The sequence below is a fragment of the Caldalkalibacillus salinus genome (assembly GCF_016745835.1).
Classification (GTDB): domain Bacteria; phylum Bacillota; class Bacilli; order Caldalkalibacillales; family JCM-10596; genus Caldalkalibacillus_A; species Caldalkalibacillus_A salinus.
On the sequence record NZ_JAERVL010000027.1, the window covers coordinates 54,895 to 74,609 of the forward strand.

At 44.3% G+C, this 19,715-nt stretch carries 14 protein-coding genes; 3 read left to right on the forward strand and 11 right to left on the reverse strand.

Annotation, left to right across the window (positions count from 1 at the left end):
- Window positions 1–92 precede the first annotated feature (92 nt).
- The 4 genes from JKM87_RS14880 to aroQ form a co-directional block, all read right to left on the reverse strand.
- Window positions 93–521 carry a hypothetical protein gene (locus JKM87_RS14880; RefSeq protein WP_202081158.1) on the reverse strand — a complete coding sequence of 143 codons (429 nt, stop codon included), beginning with the start codon at window positions 519–521 and terminating at the stop codon, window positions 93–95.
- A gap of 74 nt (window positions 522–595) precedes the next feature.
- Entirely contained in the window at window positions 596–2,614 is a 2,019-nt protein-coding gene (locus tag JKM87_RS14885) for an ATP-dependent helicase (protein ID WP_202081159.1), read from the reverse strand.
- A 138-nt stretch (window positions 2,615–2,752) separates the two neighbouring features.
- Window positions 2,753–4,387, reverse strand: a complete 1,635-nt coding sequence (locus JKM87_RS14890) for an esterase/lipase family protein (protein WP_202081160.1) — start codon at window positions 4,385–4,387, stop codon at window positions 2,753–2,755.
- 221 nt (window positions 4,388–4,608) lie between these two features.
- Window positions 4,609–5,055: a type II 3-dehydroquinate dehydratase gene (aroQ, locus tag JKM87_RS14895; protein ID WP_202081161.1), complete on the reverse strand. Its 447-nt coding sequence runs from the start codon at window positions 5,053–5,055 to the stop codon at window positions 4,609–4,611.
- Window positions 5,056–5,249: 194 nt separating this feature from the next.
- Between aroQ and JKM87_RS14900 the strand changes: the two genes are divergently transcribed.
- Window positions 5,250–5,783: a shikimate kinase gene (locus JKM87_RS14900; protein WP_202081162.1), complete on the forward strand. Its 534-nt coding sequence runs from the start codon at window positions 5,250–5,252 to the stop codon at window positions 5,781–5,783.
- Between the two features lie 167 nt (window positions 5,784–5,950).
- Here the strand turns inward: JKM87_RS14900 and JKM87_RS14905 are convergent, their stop codons facing one another.
- The 5 genes from JKM87_RS14905 to JKM87_RS14925 form a co-directional block, all read right to left on the reverse strand.
- Window positions 5,951–6,766 carry an arylamine N-acetyltransferase gene (locus tag JKM87_RS14905; RefSeq protein ID WP_202081163.1) on the reverse strand — a complete coding sequence of 272 codons (816 nt, stop codon included), beginning with the start codon at window positions 6,764–6,766 and terminating at the stop codon, window positions 5,951–5,953.
- 65 nt (window positions 6,767–6,831) lie between these two features.
- Window positions 6,832–7,221 (reverse strand): hypothetical protein, encoded by a 390-nt coding sequence (locus JKM87_RS14910; protein ID WP_202081164.1) that lies wholly within the window; start codon window positions 7,219–7,221, stop codon window positions 6,832–6,834.
- Window positions 7,222–7,660: 439 nt separating this feature from the next.
- Window positions 7,661–8,332 carry an ankyrin repeat domain-containing protein gene (locus tag JKM87_RS14915; protein WP_202081165.1) on the reverse strand — a complete coding sequence of 224 codons (672 nt, stop codon included), beginning with the start codon at window positions 8,330–8,332 and terminating at the stop codon, window positions 7,661–7,663.
- A gap of 402 nt (window positions 8,333–8,734) precedes the next feature.
- Window positions 8,735–9,238, reverse strand: coding sequence for a ferritin (locus tag JKM87_RS14920; protein WP_202081166.1), 504 nt, complete (start codon window positions 9,236–9,238; stop codon window positions 8,735–8,737).
- A 268-nt stretch (window positions 9,239–9,506) separates the two neighbouring features.
- Complete coding sequence (locus JKM87_RS14925) at window positions 9,507–10,631, reverse strand: mandelate racemase/muconate lactonizing enzyme family protein (protein WP_202081167.1); 1,125 nt, start codon at window positions 10,629–10,631, stop codon at window positions 9,507–9,509.
- Window positions 10,632–10,808: 177 nt separating this feature from the next.
- On the opposite strand from JKM87_RS14925, the gene JKM87_RS14930 reads away from it, so the two are divergent.
- On the forward strand, window positions 10,809–11,219 hold the full coding sequence (locus JKM87_RS14930) for a YueI family protein (protein WP_202081168.1): 411 nt from the start codon (window positions 10,809–10,811) through the stop codon (window positions 11,217–11,219).
- 129 nt (window positions 11,220–11,348) lie between these two features.
- A complete protein-coding gene (locus JKM87_RS14935; RefSeq protein WP_202081169.1) occupies window positions 11,349–11,822 on the forward strand; it encodes a ribonuclease H-like YkuK family protein in 474 nt (157 codons plus the stop codon).
- 228 nt (window positions 11,823–12,050) lie between these two features.
- Here the strand turns inward: JKM87_RS14935 and addA are convergent, their stop codons facing one another.
- Window positions 12,051–16,172 (reverse strand): helicase-exonuclease AddAB subunit AddA, encoded by a 4,122-nt coding sequence (addA, locus tag JKM87_RS14940; protein WP_202081170.1) that lies wholly within the window; start codon window positions 16,170–16,172, stop codon window positions 12,051–12,053.
- 2 nt (window positions 16,173–16,174) lie between these two features.
- The gene (gene addB, locus JKM87_RS14945; RefSeq protein WP_202081171.1) at window positions 16,175–19,708 is read right to left on the reverse strand and encodes a helicase-exonuclease AddAB subunit AddB; all 3,534 of its coding nucleotides are present in this window, start codon (window positions 19,706–19,708) and stop codon (window positions 16,175–16,177) included.
- Window positions 19,709–19,715 lie beyond the last annotated feature (7 nt).

A 19,715-nucleotide genomic window follows, 5' to 3' on the forward strand; every position in this document is an offset into this window, starting at 1 on the left:
AGAGTCGATTCATATCTATGAATGGTCACTATCATCACTATGACGAACAAAAACATCCCCAAGGTCATCACCCTGTGGGGATGTTTTTTGCTTTACTGATAGAAACGAAAGGTTTCTACAATACGCGGAACATCGTCATTGACCATTTTGATTAACCAACGCAACTCAGGAATCTGTCGATTGTATTCTTTCTTGTCTTTTTTCAAGAATTCTTCTGGTGGTTCTTGTGGTGTGAGATAGGCAAAAACGTTTCCGTCACGCTCATCTAAATACGTATACGGAGAATCACCGTAGAGGTGTTCCCACTGCTGACGGTTCATGTTGAAGACACATAATTTAAATATGTTGGTCCATGAGTGGCCACGGTAGCATCTTCTATACTTTAGATTAAACTCATAAACCGTTTCTGCCTCCTCTCCAGCTGACACGTTCAAGAATACGTGATTTTTCCACCATCTCGGAAACATTAAGGTGTAACCGTACTTTTTATTGCGGTACGTAATGGGTCCTTTTTTGTGCACAAACATCACCTTCTGCATTCATATTTCAATGATTTCAATATATGCAAAAGGAAATTTTTAGTGCATGCGTTTATTTAAAAAGCTTCCTTAAAAAAGCGACTGACGGACGTTTCTTTCCCCCTGTAACGTTTGGGGGAGGTTACATATAACGCCTCTTTTGCTCTTGTTACAGCAACGTAAGTGAGACGTCTCTCCTCTTCAAGCGGATTGTGAATCGAAGAGGCGACATCCTTTGGTGGATCTTCAGTTAACGCGCTACTATGAGGAAGAATAGATTCTGAAGCGCCCGTCACAAAGACAACAGGATACTCTAATCCTTTAGCCTTGTGAATAGTCATTAAGGTAACCGCATCTTGGGCATCACTGGCCGTCCTTTGACCCATATCATGGTGTTGTTCAATGATGGTGTCGATGAATTCAAGAAACGAAGCAACGGTTTCAAAACGTCTCGCGGATGTCTCTAACTCTTCTAATGTTTCTTTGAGCATCATCTTCACTAAGGTGTTCGTTTGATCTCTCGCCTCTATAAATTTATCGTAGGTGGCACGAACCTCTAATATTGCGGCATACGGCGATTGACGCTTCAACCCCTCGATCATCCGCTTTTTTTCTTCTATTTTTTTCTGTTGAAAACGCCGGAGATGAGGTTGGTGCATGAGATGGTCAAAAGGGGTCGCTTCAGGTGATGTCACCTCCCTTTCCTCTATCCAACGCATCGCGTTCTCTTTGTTTAAATACAGTGTAGGAATGACTTGCATCAGCGCATCTTTGTCCCAAGGCTGAAAGGAAAGACGCAAGTGATCTATCACCGTTTTAACCGTATGTTGCTCGTAAAAGTGCTCTCCATCATGATATGAGATAAATGGGATATCCTGTATGACAAGCTGCTCAAATAAACTTCGACTGGACGTCAATGTACGATGCAATATGGCAAAATCACCAAAACGTCTCTTGTCAGTTTTCACTTCGTCTTGAATCATTTGTATGATCGCTTTGGCCTCTTCATCTGTGTCCTGAGGTCTCAAGTAACAAGGGATAGGCCCGTCGTGTGTGGCTTTGAGATCGCCAGACTTAGTGGTTTGATTATGCTTTATGATTTGGTTACCTAAGCCCACCACTCGACTAGATGAACGATAATTGATATCCAATTCAATCAGTCGCGCGTGTTTATAGTCCTGATCGAAATTGAGGATGATACTGGGATCAGCGGATTGGAACGAATAAATGCACTGTTTTTCATCTCCCACGACCATCACATTGTTTTGCGGTTGGGCCAGCTGTTGGACTAAATGGTATTGGATCGCATTCGTATCCTGAAATTCGTCCACCATGACATACTGGAAACGACGTTGCAGCTGGGCAAGTAACGTCGTTTGGCGTTTAAGTAAGGCTTCACTTTTCAGTAAAATATCATCAAAGTCTATGTATTGCTGTGCCTTCTTCCACTCTTCATATTGTGTGAGGACCTCATAAACCTTTTGTTCACCCGGTTTTTCTCGAGGAAGGCTATGGACTGTTTGACCCTTGCGTTTATGATCGGATAAAGTGGTTAAAAGTGTTTCTGGTTGGTGTGATTGGTCCAGTCCTTTCTCTTTTAATATCATCTTGACGATTGTTTGTTTACGCTTTTCTCCCACTAATAGTGTCTCCTGTAACCCTTTATGGCGAAGTAGGCGGTAAAAGATAGAGTGAAAGGTTCCCGATACGACTTGTGTTCCTCTCTGTCCCACAAGCTGGATAATCCGTTGGCGCATTTCCTCCGCCGCTCTTTTAGTGAACGTCATGAGCAAGATGTGTCTGGGATCGACCTGCAGATGTTGTATCAGGTAGGCGGTTCGGGCGACTAGGACGGTTGTTTTCCCTGTGCCAGCCCCAGCTAATGTCAATAATGGTCCCTCACCGTGCCGGCAAGCCTCGATCTGTCTTTCATTTAAAAATAAACCTTGCGCTTCCAGCAGACGAAAAAAAGGAGCATCGCTCTCATCATGAGGAACGAGCTCCACACTTGTTTTCACTTCCGCCTCCTCAGCTTTCGGAATGCTTTGTGATGTCACCCCAAATGGCTGATAACGCGCTTCGTATAGTATGGTCATGCTATCTCCCCTGTTACCTATGTCATAAGAAGTGTGGATGCAAATCGTTTTATTATTGGGTGTGTATATCCATGAGTTGGTTTAATAGATCACATCTGTTAATCATAATATGGGGAGTAGAGATCGTCAAATGCAATCCTAACGATACAGCTTGCCTTTATCGTCCACGTAGACGGTCTCAACGATCGTACGCTGATAGGCAAATCCTTCAGGCGTTTCACCTTCGACTTCTATTGTAATATTGTAAATACCAGGCTGATCCACCTGTGGTAGAGTAAAGGTCATATCCTTCACCGGCTCGTTTGTGACTAATTTTAAGCGATCATTCGCCTTGATCCCTTGCTCTTTAAGTTTGGCTTGGTCCGGTAAAAAGTCAATAGAATGCTGAACCTCGATATCGTCGCTTGTCACGTCTGTATCAGAAGCAAAAATGGTGAATGTCCCTTGGTCCGCATCTTCTTTCACTTGAAAATCGTACGTTGAAGAGGTCTCGAATTCTGTATATAGGAAGTACGCTCCATCGACTCCAGACTGATAAGAGGCTTCTATCTTCCACTCACCCGGTCGAGGGTTATCTAATACAATCTGATGATTGTAAGCCCCTTCTAAATACTGTTCAGCCTCAGTCATGTTCACTTGAATAGGCTGGGCATGGCCATAAGGATCTCGGAGTGTGATGTGTTGAGCGGGTTCGTCACTTAACAAATGAATCGTGACGGATTGCACATCGTTTTCAATGGCAAATGCTTCAGTCGCATAGCCCGTATGTTCTCCCCCACTTAAATAGTGATTGCTTTGGGTGCTCGCCCCTTGTGTGCTTTGGTTGGATTGATCTGAATCTGTCATCGATTGTGACTCTTCACCTTCCTGTGTTTGCTCGGTCATGCTTGATGTTGTCAGGTAGGGTTTAAACCAGTCGAAGGTTTGCCCCGTCTTTATCTCATTATGATCCCAAGAATCGATGCGAACCATTTGGCCACTTGGGACGTAAGCGTTGTCGACCACAACGGCACCATCATTTGAGCCGTGACTAGACAGGTATAACCCGCCCCACCATAACGCTGATGCAAATGACCCCCAGCTCGTGCCTGCGAGTGTGTAATATTGATTTTGACCGACATTATAATGGGCGTCCGTTTCAGAGCGAAAATAACTCATATAACCGGTTTGAAGCGAGTAAGTGGCATCATTGCGCTGTCCTAGTATCGCTGCCAGCCACCATGCGGAGCCACTATAAGCTAAATCGGCGAGCTGTGAGCCATAATGAGGAGAGCCCAAGGTAACCAAATTAGATACGTAAGGGTAAGCATTGTAGTGGACGAGAGCACTCTGGCCATCAATGCCACCTTTACTATGAGTCACGAGTACGAGCTCTTTTCCAAAGTACCGAGAAATCTCTTCTATTTTTTGCGATAAAAGATAGCCGTTATCCCACATGTTTTTCTGCGGATATAGGTCTATAAACGCGGTTTGGTACCCGTTATAAAATGCGGTACTATACATATCATTGTCTTTCCACCACGTCTGCGCTTCCCCGTTTAACCCGTGCACAAATAAAAGAACAGGTAAGCTATGATCTAAATGATCGGGTGTTTGACCAATATACCATGTACCCGGATTACCTCCAGAACCGCTACCACCACTCGTGCTAATATCTTCACTTACAATAGGTTCCTTGAGATCATCAGCGTAGATCGGTTGCAAACAAATACCAAACGCTAAAACGAGGCTTAACAGAACAATGAGACTTTTGGACCCTTTTAATTGAAACACAAACCAACCTCCTTGAAATGTTTTACAGTCCATTATATGTGTGCATCATTGTCCGCTAAGACCTATTTCCTAGTAGGATACAATCATACAAAAAAAGCCCCCTTTTGACATCACTTAACAGGGGGTATACGGAACAAATTTTGCAGTGAATGAAACTCATAGATAGGTATACAAATGTTGTTGCTTTCAGGGAAAACGTTCAGAAGAAATTACTGGGGAAGCTATCCCCTCTGCTCTATAATGGTATGGGCGGCCCTTAACGCTAAGAGGTAACTATCAACACCGAATCCACTTATCTGACCTTGAGCAATATCTGCGAATACAGAGTGATGCCTGAATTCATCTCTAGCATGAATATTAGACATATGCACCTCAATAAATGGGACTTCGAGGATATCTAGTGCATCGCGAATACCATAGCTGTAATGCGTCCATGCTCCCGCATTAATAATTACGGCATCCACTTCATCCTGATAAGCTTGGTGGATACGTTCAACCATTTCGCCTTCTGCATTGGTCTGAAAAGTATCTACTTGGATGCCAAGCGCTTCTCCAAGTAGCGTTAGTTTTTGATTTATGTCATCAAGTGTTATCGTTCCATATATCTTTGGGTCTCTTTTGCCGAACATATTGTGATTAATACCATGTAACATGAGTACTTTTTTCATGGTTCGTTTCCTCCTTTCTTAAGGTCATTTTATCATAGCCTTGTCAAACACTACATCTATGATATTGAATCCGCAACCGTTATGCCTCATCCTATAGCTCATCCTACTATTTTGCAGTTGATAGGTTAGGCTTGTATTCGATATACTAATATCATATTATCTACATAAATATCAGATGAAAGAGTGCTTATACCATGCATACACTTGAGCCATCCCTTCAAGAAAAGAGTATTGTTTTCACAGGTTTTATGGGTGTTGGTAAAACCACCATCGGTGAGCAAGTAGCCCAAAAATTGGGCCGCACGTTTATCGATATTGACCAAGAGATTGAAGCAGAGTACGACATGCCTACGGCTGACATTTTTAAACGTATCGGTGAGAAGGCTTTTCGCGAAAGAGAAAAGACGCTCATTTCTCATTATAGTCAGCAAAAACTAAAAATAATTTCAGTGGGCGGTGGGGCGTTTCTTCATAAAGAGGTCAGAGACGTCTGTCTAGAAAACTGTATTGTCATATTTTTGGATATATCTTGGGACACTTGGAAAGAGAGGCTTAACATGCTCGTTGATAGTCGCCCTGTTCTACAGGGGCGTTCACTTGAAGACATAGAAGCACTATTTTATAAAAGACAAGAGGTCTACGCTCACCATCACTTAAAAATTGCGACCGATCATTTAGAGATAGATGAAATGCTGGATACTATCATTGACTCTCTTAAGCTTTCTTGAGAGCAGTACGATGAGAAAAGTGAATATGTCGTGCTTCTTTATCTATAGAGTCCGGGCCATAATCTTAGGAACATATCATATAGGTGTTAGTCATAACCAACCTGAATGATTAAAAAACGGACCCTTTTGGCTATCAGTCATACCAATGGGTCCGTTTTAATGTCTGTTTAGTCTATGGATCTTTGAGATACTAAGGCAAGTTTAACATGACGCTGATGAATATCTAGGGCACGCATATAAAGCTCGTCATCCATTTTAAAACGACGCTGCACCCAATACTGTATTTCAGCATCTGATAATACTTTTACGCTTTTCTGCCCGCCACCGAGGTGTTGTTTTAAAGTGCGATGGGTGAGAGAGGTGGGCTTATGATCCACATACCCGAACATGGTGGTCTCTTTTAGTGAGGGTGACGTCTCCCAATCATAGGAACGTTCAATAAGTGGCCAGATCTGATCTAACCCTATGGGGGTTGGATCTAACACTTTTTCCTCACCGATGCCTCTAAAGATAGTGATCTTGTTGTTTGCTGATACCGTGTAATTAAAAGTTTCTCTGTTGTTCTGCGCCTCAAAGGAGTGATAGAGGGGCATGGCTTGGTACAAAGGGGCACAAAAGCCAAGATCAACATAATAAGGTTGATCTAAGTCCACGCGCAAACAGACGTGTCCAGGGTCCATATATAGGTAATCGACTTGAAAGGAAAGTGAGTGCAACAAATGGTAAAATCCGATTGAAATGGTGAAGCACGTGCCGCCGAACCCATGTTGAACCAAACGTTGAACATATTCATCTAGCGAGGGAAGGTATGCCCCCGTCTGACGTGCTTTTTCCCCGTCTAGTATCTTAGATAGATTCTCCCACTTCACTTTGAGCTGATGCTGACGGATGAGTGTATTCAAAAAAGACAGACTTGGTGCTGACCTGTCGACTTGTAAGAATGCTAGGAATTGATCTACGGTCGTGTCGCTCATTCTGCTCATGCTCTTCATTTTATCCCCCAATTAACTCATTGAATGCTTGTCTCATAATCAAAACAGGGACACAGTTAAGTGAAAGTCGGTGTCTTCATTTGAGTACAACAATCGATGTCCATCTTCACTCGCCCCCATGCACGTTGTTGATCTTTGTTTGTGGGCACAGTCAAATCACAAGAACGCTCGATAAGGTGCAATAATAGGTCTTTTGTCAGTGGGTCGTGATAGGCCTGTTTATCAATATAGCGACACAACGTGTGAATCATTTGATGTTGAAAGTAAGGTGCGATCTCTTTTACGTATTCTAACCTTACCTTGATTTGTCCACTTCTGACGGCTTCATTCCAAAAGTAGGACTCTGTCATGTGCTCTGTTTTACCGTTTTCAAATTCAATACAAACCTGACCTTGTTCCACTTTTGCTACACCAACTGTATTTGATTCAATGTCTCTTACAATCAATGCCACGCCCTCCTCTTTCTTAACATCTTTGAACTATAACCTTTCCCTCCTAGAATGTATCCACTTTCTTAATCGTTCAGTGCGTGTTCAACTCTTGTCTTGTCATGCATATAACGTTTTATTTGCATATATTTGTTAATTTATCCTTCTCATGTCTAGTTTTCGTTTCTCTATTCCCTTTTCTGACCTTCCATTCATTTCAGCGTGCAAACGGTTCCAAGGTTAAAAAGAGTCATTGAATATTTCACATGATCTACTGCTATTGTACCAATAAGTCGATGTGGGGTCTAAGCATTTTTTCAATACAAAACCCCAGCCTATCTAGACTGGGGTTGGCGTCATTTTGCTTAAAATGACATTTTTATCAAATGGTAGAAATGGTAAAAAATAAATGCTCGTTGCCGAGGCAATGGATTGTCACTATAGGATCAACGCCGTTTTACACTTTAACATCTTGTAAAAGTGCTAGTATCTCTGTAAAGTTTTGTCCTTTAGCGATGTCTATAGGGGTTTGACCTGTCTCATTAGCTATATGTGGGTCAGCTCCGTGCTTGAGTAGTAACTTGACCAGCTCGACGTTTCCAAGTAAAGAAGCCTCATGCAAAAGCGTGAAGCCACCATGGTGTTGCTTGGCGTTAGCATCCGCCCCATTTTGTAATAGTAGCGCGACAATTTCTAGGTTTTTGTTCGATGAAGCGGTTTGAATTGGCAGGTTGTCCATCTCATTTTTTGTTCTGATATCAACCGGCGCACCATGTTGGATAAGAAACTCAGCCACTTCGTAGTGCCCAAAGAAACAAGCCAAATGGAGTGGCGTCCATCCATCAGGACTGTAGGATGCAACGATAGACTGATCCTGCTCTAGTAACGCTTGAACTCTATCTTGCCTACCCGCTGCAGCCGCTTCAAAAATCGTAAGCTCATGTCCTTTAGACATAATGTACTCCAAAATATCCGTTGCCCCATAATAAACGGCTGTCATGACGATTGAAACGCCGTCTAAGTCTGTTGCTTTTAATAAAGAAGGATCGCTTTCGATCTGCTTTTTCACTTCAGAAAGTTCGTTGTCTTTAATGGATTGAAATAATGCTAATGCCTGATACGTACTCATACCCATTCCCTCTCTTCTATCTTTTTATTTTTTGTATGGTTTAGTAGCCCTATAATGTCTCGTACAGTCGTGTTTGTACACGTTCACTGTTGACTCCTTTTCACACGCCCCGTAGAAAATGATGGTACATTTAATAGAGGCTAGACTGAAAAGGCTTTCTTACGAGATATCCTTCGTATGTATGATTAATTCGCTAAAAATGGTCAAATTCCTCTTTTTTCAACAAAAAATGACAAAAGAAAAAACCTTTATATATCCTTCGTATTCAGCACCATGTTTGTTACCGTAAAGGGACTCTCATTTCTGTATTGCACATCACCATTTATGACAGACAAAAAAATACCCGCTCCTTATGGTTCCAAGGATAAGCGGGCATCCTGCTTTTTTGGGTTGGTTGCGGTTTTATTCGGAGGGTGAAAATGTTCGCTTCGCAAACTCTTGCTCAAGCATGAAGAACGCATGGCTGTTTTGATCGATACGTTTTAACTTGTGAATAATAGAGTCAAAATGGTCTTCCTCTTCAACTTGTTCGTTAATGAACCACTTCAGAAAGTTGATCGTGGCATGTTCTCTTTCATTAAGGGCAATATCGGACAGTTCATAAATCCTTCTCGTCACTTCTTTTTCCTGTTGTAAACTTTTCTCAAAACAATCTAAGACCGACTGAAAATCATTTTTCGGTTCTGTCGTAGCCGTAATTTTAGCTCGTTTACCTATCGTGTTCAGAAAGTGAAAAATCTTCATCCCATGGTAACGCTCTTCCTCTGATTGAACAATGAAAAAGTGGGCAAACCCGTCTAGACTTTGGGCAGAGCAGTAAGCGGCCATAGCCAAGTAGGAACTCGATGAGAAAAATTCGTAATTCATTTGGTCATTGAGCTTCTCATGCAATTTGTCACTGATCATGGTCATCCTCCTTTATCGAGTCATTAGGGTGATAGCGTATAAGCCCAGGGTATAAACGTCCTTACTATATGCTATTCATTAAAATCTTTTTATTCGTATTTCTCATCATTTTTATAAGCTTTCTTTTTTCATTTCTATATGTTTACTTTTTCATTTCTATATGTTTACTCTTATCATTTTTATATGATGCCATAACCTTGTCCCCTTTTACTCACTGGAGGCTGGCTATTAGACTGCATTGACTTGAGGTCAAACTATGCTTGTCAAACTATGCTTGATACAGACTGCCGTCCCACGCATATTGCTGAAGCAACTTTTGGTTCAATTCAACACCTAACCCGATACCTTTGGGAACGTGAACAACGCCATTGCGGGGTTTGATCGGGATAAGGTCATGGAATGGATTTTCCATGACGTCCCATTCAACAGGTTCTATATCGTCTCCCCCCATCTTGCTAGATGACGGCAAGCAGCATTGGATACACAAGGCATGTAAAAGAGATAAGCCACCGTCAAAAGCGTGAGGAGATACTCTCCTGCCATGGGCACGGACCATATTAACTGTTGTTCGATATTCATCTAACCCTTCATGATGCCCAATATCCGGTTGAAAAATGTCTACACCTACTTTGGAAAGGAGAGGGATGAAGTCAGGGGCTTGGGTTAAGTTTTCCCCTGCTGCAATGGGAAGAGATAAAGCGGCATTCAACGCTTGATATCCTATTATATCATTAAGGGGTAAGGGCTCTTCAAACCATAACCACTGCTCATACTGTTCAAACAACGTTGTCCAACGTTTCGCAGTTGACAAATCATAGCTTTGGTTCGCATCAACTGCTAGTTGGACATCCTGCCCAGACATAAGGTCCATACACTGCTTAATATGAGCTTGATCTTCTTTTAATGAGCGTCCCCCAATCTTGACTTTGAGCATCGAATAGTTATTTTGAAGGGTTTGTTCAATTTTTCGCAAGGAAAGATTCATCCAATCCGTTTGATCGGAATAAGATTGAAATGAGGCGTAAACCGGTATGTTCTCCCTGAGCATCCCACCATATAGATCAGTCAAATGAACTTGGGCGTATTGTGCCAGTAGATCCATTAAAGCCATGCTCACAGCACTCGCTGCTCGGTGGTGCCATTTTTTAATGGTTTGGACAATCATGGTGTGTTGCTGAACGCTTTGCCCGATCAAGTAAGGAATGATCCTTTTCTCAAATCCTAGGTGTAACGTGGGAAGCCAATCTATACATTCACCCCAGCCATGTACCCCGTCTTGTGTTGTGATACGTATGATATAACACGACCGATATTCTTTTAGACCATTGGCATCTCCATACGGTTTAGCTATGCGGTATAACAGAGGAAACGTGTCTACCTGCTGAATGTACATGACTCTCACCCTCCAACCCAATACATTCATTCATCGTCATCGTTGGCTACACATCTTTACGTTTTAGTTTAGCCAGACGTTACTGTTTCATCCCTAGTCCAATTTTATCCATATTCATAGATCCGTTATTTAGAGAGATACTGAAAAAGAACTTGTCTTTAGTGAGGAGGCCCTTCATTGTCGGAAGAAAAAATAGAACATATCTTAAAGCAAGGCATTTACGGTACACCAGAGACGAAACCTGAGGAACGTAAACTTTTCCTGTCCACCTTGCGAGAAAGAGTTTATATCGCTCTGACTATGAGCCAGGTGAAAGAAAAGGATGTTTATCCTGAGGTAGAGCAACAAATGAAAGGGATTTTATCCTTAGATCAAGTGCATATGTATCTGAATGGCCATTTAGACTATAGCTACTTATCCAAGTACATTCAGCTTGCAACAAAGTATAACTGTCCGTTCACGATGGTCCAAAACAACACCCACCACTCCCCTATGGGGCTTGTCCTGGCAGATGAAGAAGCTGTTGAACGTGATAGCATCTATATAGAAGACGCCTTATTCAAGCAGGACATCGCGTCAGTGACCTAAGGTTAGTTTTACAACTCAGGAAAACTTCACAGAGATAGACGACTGACGATATGGGTCTCGTTAAGGAGCACCACCATCATGTGTGCCATACACTAATATAAACATATTTCTCAGAAAGGGGATTTGCGAGTGGATTTTATAAGTCCCAGTCATGGAAGGATGTCTTTACAGGAGATTACGTATAATATCCAAACCTTTATTGAAGAAGACCCTAAAGCCAAATATAAAATTGTCATTGGGACAGACTCACAAACAGTGAAAAATAAAACGACGTTTGTCTCCGCCTTAATTGTCCACCGTGAAGGCAAAGGGGCTCGGTTCTTTTACAGAAAACTGAGAGTCAAACGCATCCCAGATCTACGTAGTCGCATCTACAAAGAGACGGAATTGAGCCTGAATCTCATCGACCACCTCAAAGAGAAAGGCATCGTGTCCTTGCTCCAAGATTGGCCCATTGAGGTGCATATCGACGTGGGGCAACATGGTGAAACACGGATGCTGATACAAGAAGTCGTGGGGTGGGTCACCGCTGTCGGTTACGAAGCGATCATTAAGCCACACTCTTTTGGCGCAAGTTCAGTTGCTGATAAATTTACAGGTTAGATGATGAGACGATGTAAAAAAAGTAACTTCACACACATTAAATACAGCGATCAAAAGCCCTGTACGTGTCCACCGTGTGTAAAGCTACTTTAAAGTGATTTTAGTGATTTTAGTGATTTTAGTGATTTTAGTGAGTATGATTTACTTGCTGAAATGAATGCTTCTTCAACGTAACGCTCGTGCGTTTTTAAGAAATTATATCTATTGTTATAGATTGCTTGTGTTTATTTATTCATCTTGAACTTCATAAACGTTGGCATCATTTACGTTAATCACATAGCCGCCGTCAAAGAAGTACAATATCTTTTCTTTGACGCGTTGTTGCCAAATGTCTTCTATTGCTTTAGCGTATAAATTCAACTGCAGTTCATACCGTTTAGCTAAGACAGGCTTTGCCTGGGTAAAGCCTTGAGGAAATGGACCATGGATCGTGTCCGTCTTGTAATCCAATAAGATCAATTCCCCTTCATGCTCGAATAAGCAGTCAATGACACCTTGCATGAGCACTTTGTCATCAGATAGTTGCGTCAGGTGAGTGGTGACTTGTTCACCTTTAAGCTTTTGTATGTCACTTGCAGGCAATGTGTAGCTGAAGGGCATTTCTCTTTCAATCCAACTGGCTTCCTGCAATCGGTGGTTAATATCACTGTCTGAGAACGCCACTAGTGGCGTTAGATCGATATCCTCGGCTACAGTAGGGTCCAGTAGTTCTCTATCTACTAAGGTTTGCACAAAACGTTGCATGTCTGCCATGCTCATCGACTGACCTAAGGGCAGATGTTGCATGATGACGTGTACAGCCGTTCCCCTTTCTGTAGCCGTCAGCGAATGGGCCTGCAAAAAACGTGGACGATCCACAATAGGCTGTTGTTGCTCCGCTTCACCCAAGACTGGACTCATTTCCAATGTCTCTTCCTGAAACATCTTCCACTCTTGCTGTTTTTTAATCTCAGTCACCGATTGTTTGGCTAGCATGGTTTGCGCTAGGTGAGAAGGATACTGCCAAGTGAGTCTCCGGTGAATCTCTTCAGCATGTTCGGTCATTTCCGGTACGGGATTGACCGCCTGAATGTCAGCCAAACGCGCCTCCTGCTTTTGCTGATCAGTTGTATGGACCGCGACTAACGTAGAGGCAGGCACGAAGGTTAAGCGCCAAGAGGACACATGATCCCCTAAGTGATGCTCTCCTGCGGGTGTGGCCACCTGTGCTTTTTCAAAGACAGGATGGCTATGACGGTGGCGAACGAGTGCCGGACCCATCCAGTCAAAAAACGTCTTTGCTTTCAAACGAATCAAATCTGGGAGTACCCAACGCCTGTGATGAGCGTGTTCCAACCAGGCCCCGATATGCTTCATCGTCTCCTTTAGTGTTCCTACGAGGACAAGTCTCTCCTTCGCTCTCGTCAAGGCCACGTATAAGACGCGCATTTCCTCTGCTAACATTTCTTTTTCCATTTGCTGTTTTAACAATCCATAGGGTAATGTAGGATAGCTAATTCTTTGTTCCGTATCAATGACGCGCGTACCCAATCCCCACGTTTTATGTAACAGGACCTTTTGATTCAGATCCATACGGTTGAAATTTTTATTCAAACCTGCTACAAACACGACAGGGAACTCAAGTCCCTTACTCTTGTGTATGGTTATGACGCGAACAACGTCCTCCTGCTCACCTAAGGCTCGTGCCGTCCCTAAGTCTCTTCCCTGGTCTTGCATCCGCTCAATAAATCTGAGAAAACGGAACAGCCCGCGAAAAGACGTTGATTCATACTGTCGGGCGCGATCATACAACGCGCGTAAGTTGGCTTGGCGTTGTTGACCGCCAGGCATCCCACCCACATAGTCATAATACCCTGTATCTTGATAAATCTGCCAAATCAGGTCTGCGAGCGAACCTTGGCGTGCTTTCGTTCTCCATTGTTGTAGCTGCTTATCAAAGTGGTACAATCGCTTCTGCAGTTCAGAGGTGAAAACGGGCCTAGCGTCTGTATCTCCATGTGGCGCTTCTAAATGGATTGAGCCGGTTGCCTCTTCTACATCGTCTAAGTCATTTTTATGCGCATCCCTCACCGCTTGGTCTGAGTCCTCTGAGTCCCCTTCAGGAGAGGTTAAACATGCGCGAAAGGCCTCATAGAAGCTTCCTTTTTGCTGATGTATGCGAATGTGCGCCAACGCTTCACCGTCTAGCTGAACAAATGGAGATCGAAGGACACTGGCAAACGGAATATCCTGATAAGGATTGTCAATCACTTTTAACAAGGATAGCATCATGGCCACTTCCGTCGCCTCAAAATATCCAGTCGTCAGTTCAGAGTAAGCGGGTATCCCTTGTTGCTTCAGCTCTTCTAAGATGACGGGGGCCCATGTCGAGGTCGCTCTGAGTAAAATCACAATATCACGGTACTGTAAGGAGCGATACTGTTGGGTTTTAGTATCATAGATTTGCGTAGGTGCATCCTCTTCATGTCCAATCATGGTACGTATTTTTTGACCTATATACCTCGCTTCGAGCTGTACATTTTCTAAGTCTATCGTTGGGTCCTCTGTATCTTCCACAAAGTCATTTTGCTTAGTAGAAGTGGACGCATGACCCTTCGCCTCGACATCGAGCTCCTCGCGATCAATCATGGCCACTTCCACAGGTACGTCTTCCTCTGGATAAGAGGCCCCCACCTTGAGTGCGGCCGCTTCATCATAAGGGACTTCACCGAGTTGTTCGCTCATTAATTGATAAAAAAGAAAGTTCGTTCCTTCTAAAACTTCTCTACGGCTTCTAAAGTTGCGAGCGAGATCAATCCGTACACCTGCCCCTGCAGAGCGGCGTTGAGGGTTCTCCTGTTGGGTGTTATCCCGTTGTGGGTCATCATCTTTTTGCTGTGGGTCGTCCTGACGCTGCATGTCCTCCTCCATGGCTGGCGGGGGACCGTCCGTTTTCAACATGTCATCAATCGGTGTGAAATGCTTGTATTTCTGTATAAATAGACCCGGTTCAGCCATCCTGAAACGGTAAATACTCTGTTTGACGTCCCCAACCATAAACAGATTCCCTGGGTCATCCTGACGAATGAGCTGTAATATCGTCTCCTGTACAAGATTCGTATCCTGATATTCATCCACAAGAATCTCAGCAAACCTCTGCTTATAACTTAAGGCCACTTCGGAAGGCATAGGCGCTTCGAGTGTAGATCCCTCCTGCATTAAAATGTCTAAACACAGATGCTCTAAGTCAGAGAAATCAACGATCGCCTTCTTACGTTTGATTTCATCATATCGAGTGGCGAACGCTTGGACACAAGAGACAAGCGTTTGGATGTGGCGACCCATGCTGAGGATGTCTTCTTTGTGAGCCTCTTTGGGACGTGAGAACCATTCTTCTTGCCGTTTGCTGACCTCTTTTTTAATACGATCTCGCAACTGTTTCACTCTGTTCTGCTTCTGCGCATCAATATGGTCGCCTTTACAAGCCTTTAAACGACCAAAACTAACAGATTCAAAAGCTGTGCAGAGACTGTCCCACCCTTCACTTGCGGCTTGCAATAGTTCTAGGATAATCTGGCGGTCGGCCTCAAGATTCACAGCGTAAGCCTCTGGTCCATCCAGTTCCTGGGTGAGTGCCAGTCCTGTATCGATTTGGTCTAACCAGCTTTGGCATTCGCCTTGGATATGGTCACATAGTGCTTTGGTGCATGATGCGAAGAAATCATCTACATTTTGATAGCTTTGTACGATATGGGCCAACCATTGGTTCGGGAACGGGTGACTACGAGAAAAATGATAGAGTTGTAACACGAGTCGCTGTAAATCAATATCAGAACGATCGGTACTAAAACGATCCACGAGATCGTAAAAAGCCTCATGATCAGACTGTGCGTACCATTCTTCGAATAACGTCTCAAACACTTCCTCTTGAATCAGTGCCACTTCCGTATCCTCAGCAACCCTGAATTTGGGATCTAAATCTAACTGATAATAGTAGCGCCTCATGACGTCTAGGCAAAACGAGTGGAGGGTGGAGATACTCGCTTTATTCAAAAGTGTCAATTGACGTTTGAGGTACAAAGAATCAGGGTTTTGCTCTAATGCCTGTTCTAGGGCTTCCCCTATTCGAGTCTTCATCTCCGCTGCTGCAGCGTTAGTAAAGGTCACAATGAGCAGACGATCGACGTCCACCGGGTCCTCCGTGTCTAAGATGCGATGAATCATGCGCTCCACGAGAACGGCTGTTTTACCCGAACCTGCTGCAGCGGCAACTAAAATATCTTGCCCTTTGGCTTTAATGGCTTGCCATTGCTCATCCGTCCATAAGCTTCCTTCTGGCTTAGGGGGAATATCGATTCTCATATCCTGCATGCCTAACTCTCCCTCCTTCTGACGCTGACGTCTCCTGTGCTCTCTGTATGCTGTTCCGTAGCCTGCCTTAAGCTATCCATTATCCCCTGTCTAGAAAGGGGGCGCTTAGTGTCATATTGGTTCTCTTCTAACGTTTGGTCGTATTGACACACCGACTTAAAGGAACAGAATGTACACGGGGTTCGTTGCTTGTACTGGTACGGTGCAATATCGATGTCCCCGTTTGTGATTTTGATCCCGATGTCCTCGACCTGTTGCCGTACAAACGCCCTGAGGTAGTCAAATTCCTCACGACTAGCTACTTTTGAATTACTGTAAAAGCTACCATCCTTCTTCAACGCCACTGGGATGACGTCGGAGTACTGGGTGTCCAGTGTAGTGTCCATGCTTCTAACCACATCTTCATCCGCAAGGACGAGTCCCTTCATTTTAAACTGACGGTACAGTTCTTGATCGACAACATCCTGAGGTACAGGGCCAGTCTTATTAAGGATCGGGTTATGAATATGAAAGTACAGCACCCCAGCAGCCTCCGCTTGTTGACCCAACCAACGTTCAGCGTATGTGATAATCACATCGAGGTACATTAACATCTGTAAGGACATACCGTAATAGACTTCACTGAGATCAACATCACGTTGGCTAGACTTATAGTCTATGACACGTAAATATAAGTGCCCTGCCTCCTCTGCACGATCCACACGGTCGATACGCCCGATAACCTCCATACTAACCCCGTTCGGCAACGTAAAATGAAGAGGGGGTAGCGCTTCGCCAGGTCCAAATCCAACTTCCATGCCAATGGGGTAGAATTGACTCCCTTTGGCGTGCTCATGTAACACGTCCGACGCACGTTCGACCACTTGTTGGAGCTTTCTTTTGATGTACTGGTGGCGATGACTACTCAATAGAATATTCCCTTGTAATCGTGGCGCAATCTGCTCCACCACTTCTTTCGCTAGAGTTCTACACTCGTCCTTGCTTAACTCATGCCACTGACGTTTTGAATATCGCAGCTGATCATCAATCTTTTTCAAAGCAGCATGAAATAATTGCCCGATATCAGGCGCTTCAAGGCGAAATACGCGACGTTCCTTCAACCTTAAGCCATGTGATAGGAACTGAGAGAACGGACAGGCTTGGAATTTTTCCATACGTGACACACTCGCCCGTATCCGATCACCATATAATTGCTTGCTTGTTTCTCGCTTAAGCGGTTTTGCTTCATTACGGTAAAACAAGCTTTTGAGTGTCCGTCTCGCTTCATCTCTCCAATGCTCATCCTTCACTAGCCAGTTATACGCATCCCACCAAAAAGGCGCCAATGGGTACCCTTTCTGCCAATGGCGTAAAACGGATGTAAGGGAGGATAGGGTCTTAAATGGTCGCTGAATGAACGCCAATTGCTCGGCTTCCGCCTGTTCGTAAGGATCTTGCACCGCCAGTTGCTCGGTTAGCTCCGGAAAGAGTGACGTGATTTTGCGCAAGAAGATAGAGGGCTGTAACGATTTCCCTTCCGCATCGGCGAGCGCGTAACTCACAAACAGTCGCTCAGATGGGGCACAGACGGCAAGATAAAAACCAAACGTTTCTAATGCCAGTTTTTCTTTCTGACATGGGGCCAATCCCATCCCTGCTTCAGACAGCCATTCCCGTTCATCATCCGTAACGATGCCTTCCTCCTCCGTTCTAGCTGGTAACACACCGTCGTTGACACCCATGAGAAAGACAACCTTACTATCTGAAAAACGACTGCGTTCCATGTCTCCAACCACAACTTGGTCGATGGCTGGTGGGACGTGCGCAAAGCGTAGTCTTTCACAACCGGACTCCATGAACTGGGCGAAAAGCTCAAGCGATATATGCTCATCTCCCATCATTTCGACTAACTGGTCTAGTAAATCCATTATGGCGCCCCATACTTGGTCATGTTCACGGGCTAATCTTAGGTTGCCTTGAGCTTCAGCCTGACTCTTCCATAGCGCCATTTTACGAGGCACTTGTATATCTTCAAGGTACTGAAACAGCGCCGCACACATCGCTCTCACATGAGGGGCTTGTCGCAGTCGCTGCTCTAATGCTGAGATCGGTGTCACAATCTGATCCCGTAGCGCTTTTCTTTGTCTTTGTTCCTCTTCATCGTCGAATACAGCGTCATGCTCCTCCTCTAAAGAGCGATACGTTAAGCCCTGCCAAACGTCCTCTTGTTTCCATTTGTTTCCGTTAATGCCGTGGGCCAAGACGTAGTTTTCAAGTTGGTCGAAGGCTTCGCGTTTCTCTAGGAGATCTGCTTCATTTTCCCATTGGTATAATAAATCGGTTTTGACACAACGAAACACAGCGTCATACCGCCAGTTTTGATTAATCACATCTAGGGTTGAACGGATGCATTCCACGATGGGATGATGGAGCATCGTTTTCTTCTGGTCCACAAACACCGGCATGTCGTATTCAGCGAATACGTTCTCGATGACATCATGATACAGGGAAAGATCTCTGGTTAATACGACGATATCTCGCCAACGATAGCCTTTATCTCTTACGAGTGACAACATCTGCCTGGCCATGTGTTCGACCTCGGCACGGCGATTGACAGCTGCACTCAGTTCAATCTGGTCCTCGACCGTCTCCGTGAACGGCGGTGGTGGACTGTGATCAAACCCTTGCTCTAAATGGTGTAGCGCAGACACACATTGATGGCGCCGACCCTCCTCAAAGAAGATCGTTTCGCGTAGGGTGAGTTGTTCTTCAGCCACTATATCTAGCAGTTGTTGGTGCGTCTGTGCTGTCGGATAAAATAACGCCGTTTCATCAGGGATTTCCCTCCTCTGGGCCACAGCAGGGTCCAAGGTGAGGGAGATTGTCATCTGCCGGCACGTTTTCATAAGGGCCCGAATCACATCCCGCTCTTGTGGCGTAAACTGATGAAAGCCATCGACATATATACTCGCCTTACGTATGTAATCTGAGAATGGGAGTTTCTCTGCAAGTAAGCGCATGGTATCTTCTGCGTCCACGTATTGACCCCAGAGGGCCTGTTGCAGGCGCTCAAAAATCAGCTGTAGGTCATGGCATTTATCCTGTAATAGAGGATTCGTGCCTACTTCTTCCTCCTGGAGCTGGTCAAAATTGACCTGATAACGCTTCAACTCGGTCATCATTTGCTCTAGCTGCTCTAGGAAACCAAATTGATCGGCTGAGCGTTGAAAGACTCTTAAATCAGAACGGTGTTCTTCTACGATTTTGCGCAACAGCATAGTCACACCCACTTGATCTATGGGGACATTGGCGATGCCACCCACCTCTTGCAGAATGCGATAGGCCATCCTTGAAAAACTTAACACTTGTGCCCGTAACATGCCTTTTAGTGCCGGTGTTGAGGAAATGTCGTATTCAATCTGAAATGACATCTGATCAGGGACGAGAAAAATAATAGGATCGCCTTTGGGCTCTTGTTCTAATTGTTGCTTCACTTGTTCTCGCATCCACGTGCTTTTTCCGCTGCCTGAACGACCGATTAAAAATTGGATCGACATTGGCGTG

Bases quoted from the DNA above. Each gene is read 5' to 3' on its own strand.
- JKM87_RS14885 (WP_202081159.1), bottom strand. From the start codon at position 2,614: ATGACCATACTATACGAAGCGCGTTATCAGCCATTTGGGGTGACATCA.
- aroQ (WP_202081161.1), bottom strand. From the start codon at position 5,055: ATGAAAAAAGTACTCATGTTACATGGTATTAATCACAATATGTTCGGC.
- JKM87_RS14900 (WP_202081162.1), top strand. From the start codon at position 5,250: ATGCATACACTTGAGCCATCCCTTCAAGAAAAGAGTATTGTTTTCACA.
- JKM87_RS14905 (WP_202081163.1), bottom strand. From the start codon at position 6,766: ATGAGCAGAATGAGCGACACGACCGTAGATCAATTCCTAGCATTCTTA.
- JKM87_RS14915 (WP_202081165.1), bottom strand. From the start codon at position 8,332: ATGAGTACGTATCAGGCATTAGCATTATTTCAATCCATTAAAGACAAC.
- JKM87_RS14920 (WP_202081166.1), bottom strand. From the start codon at position 9,238: ATGATCAGTGACAAATTGCATGAGAAGCTCAATGACCAAATGAATTAC.
- JKM87_RS14925 (WP_202081167.1), bottom strand. From the start codon at position 10,631: ATGTACATTCAGCAGGTAGACACGTTTCCTCTGTTATACCGCATAGCT.
- addA (WP_202081170.1), bottom strand. From the start codon at position 16,172: ATGCAGGATATGAGAATCGATATTCCCCCTAAGCCAGAAGGAAGCTTA.
- addB (WP_202081171.1), bottom strand. From the start codon at position 19,708: ATGTCGATCCAATTTTTAATCGGTCGTTCAGGCAGCGGAAAAAGCACG.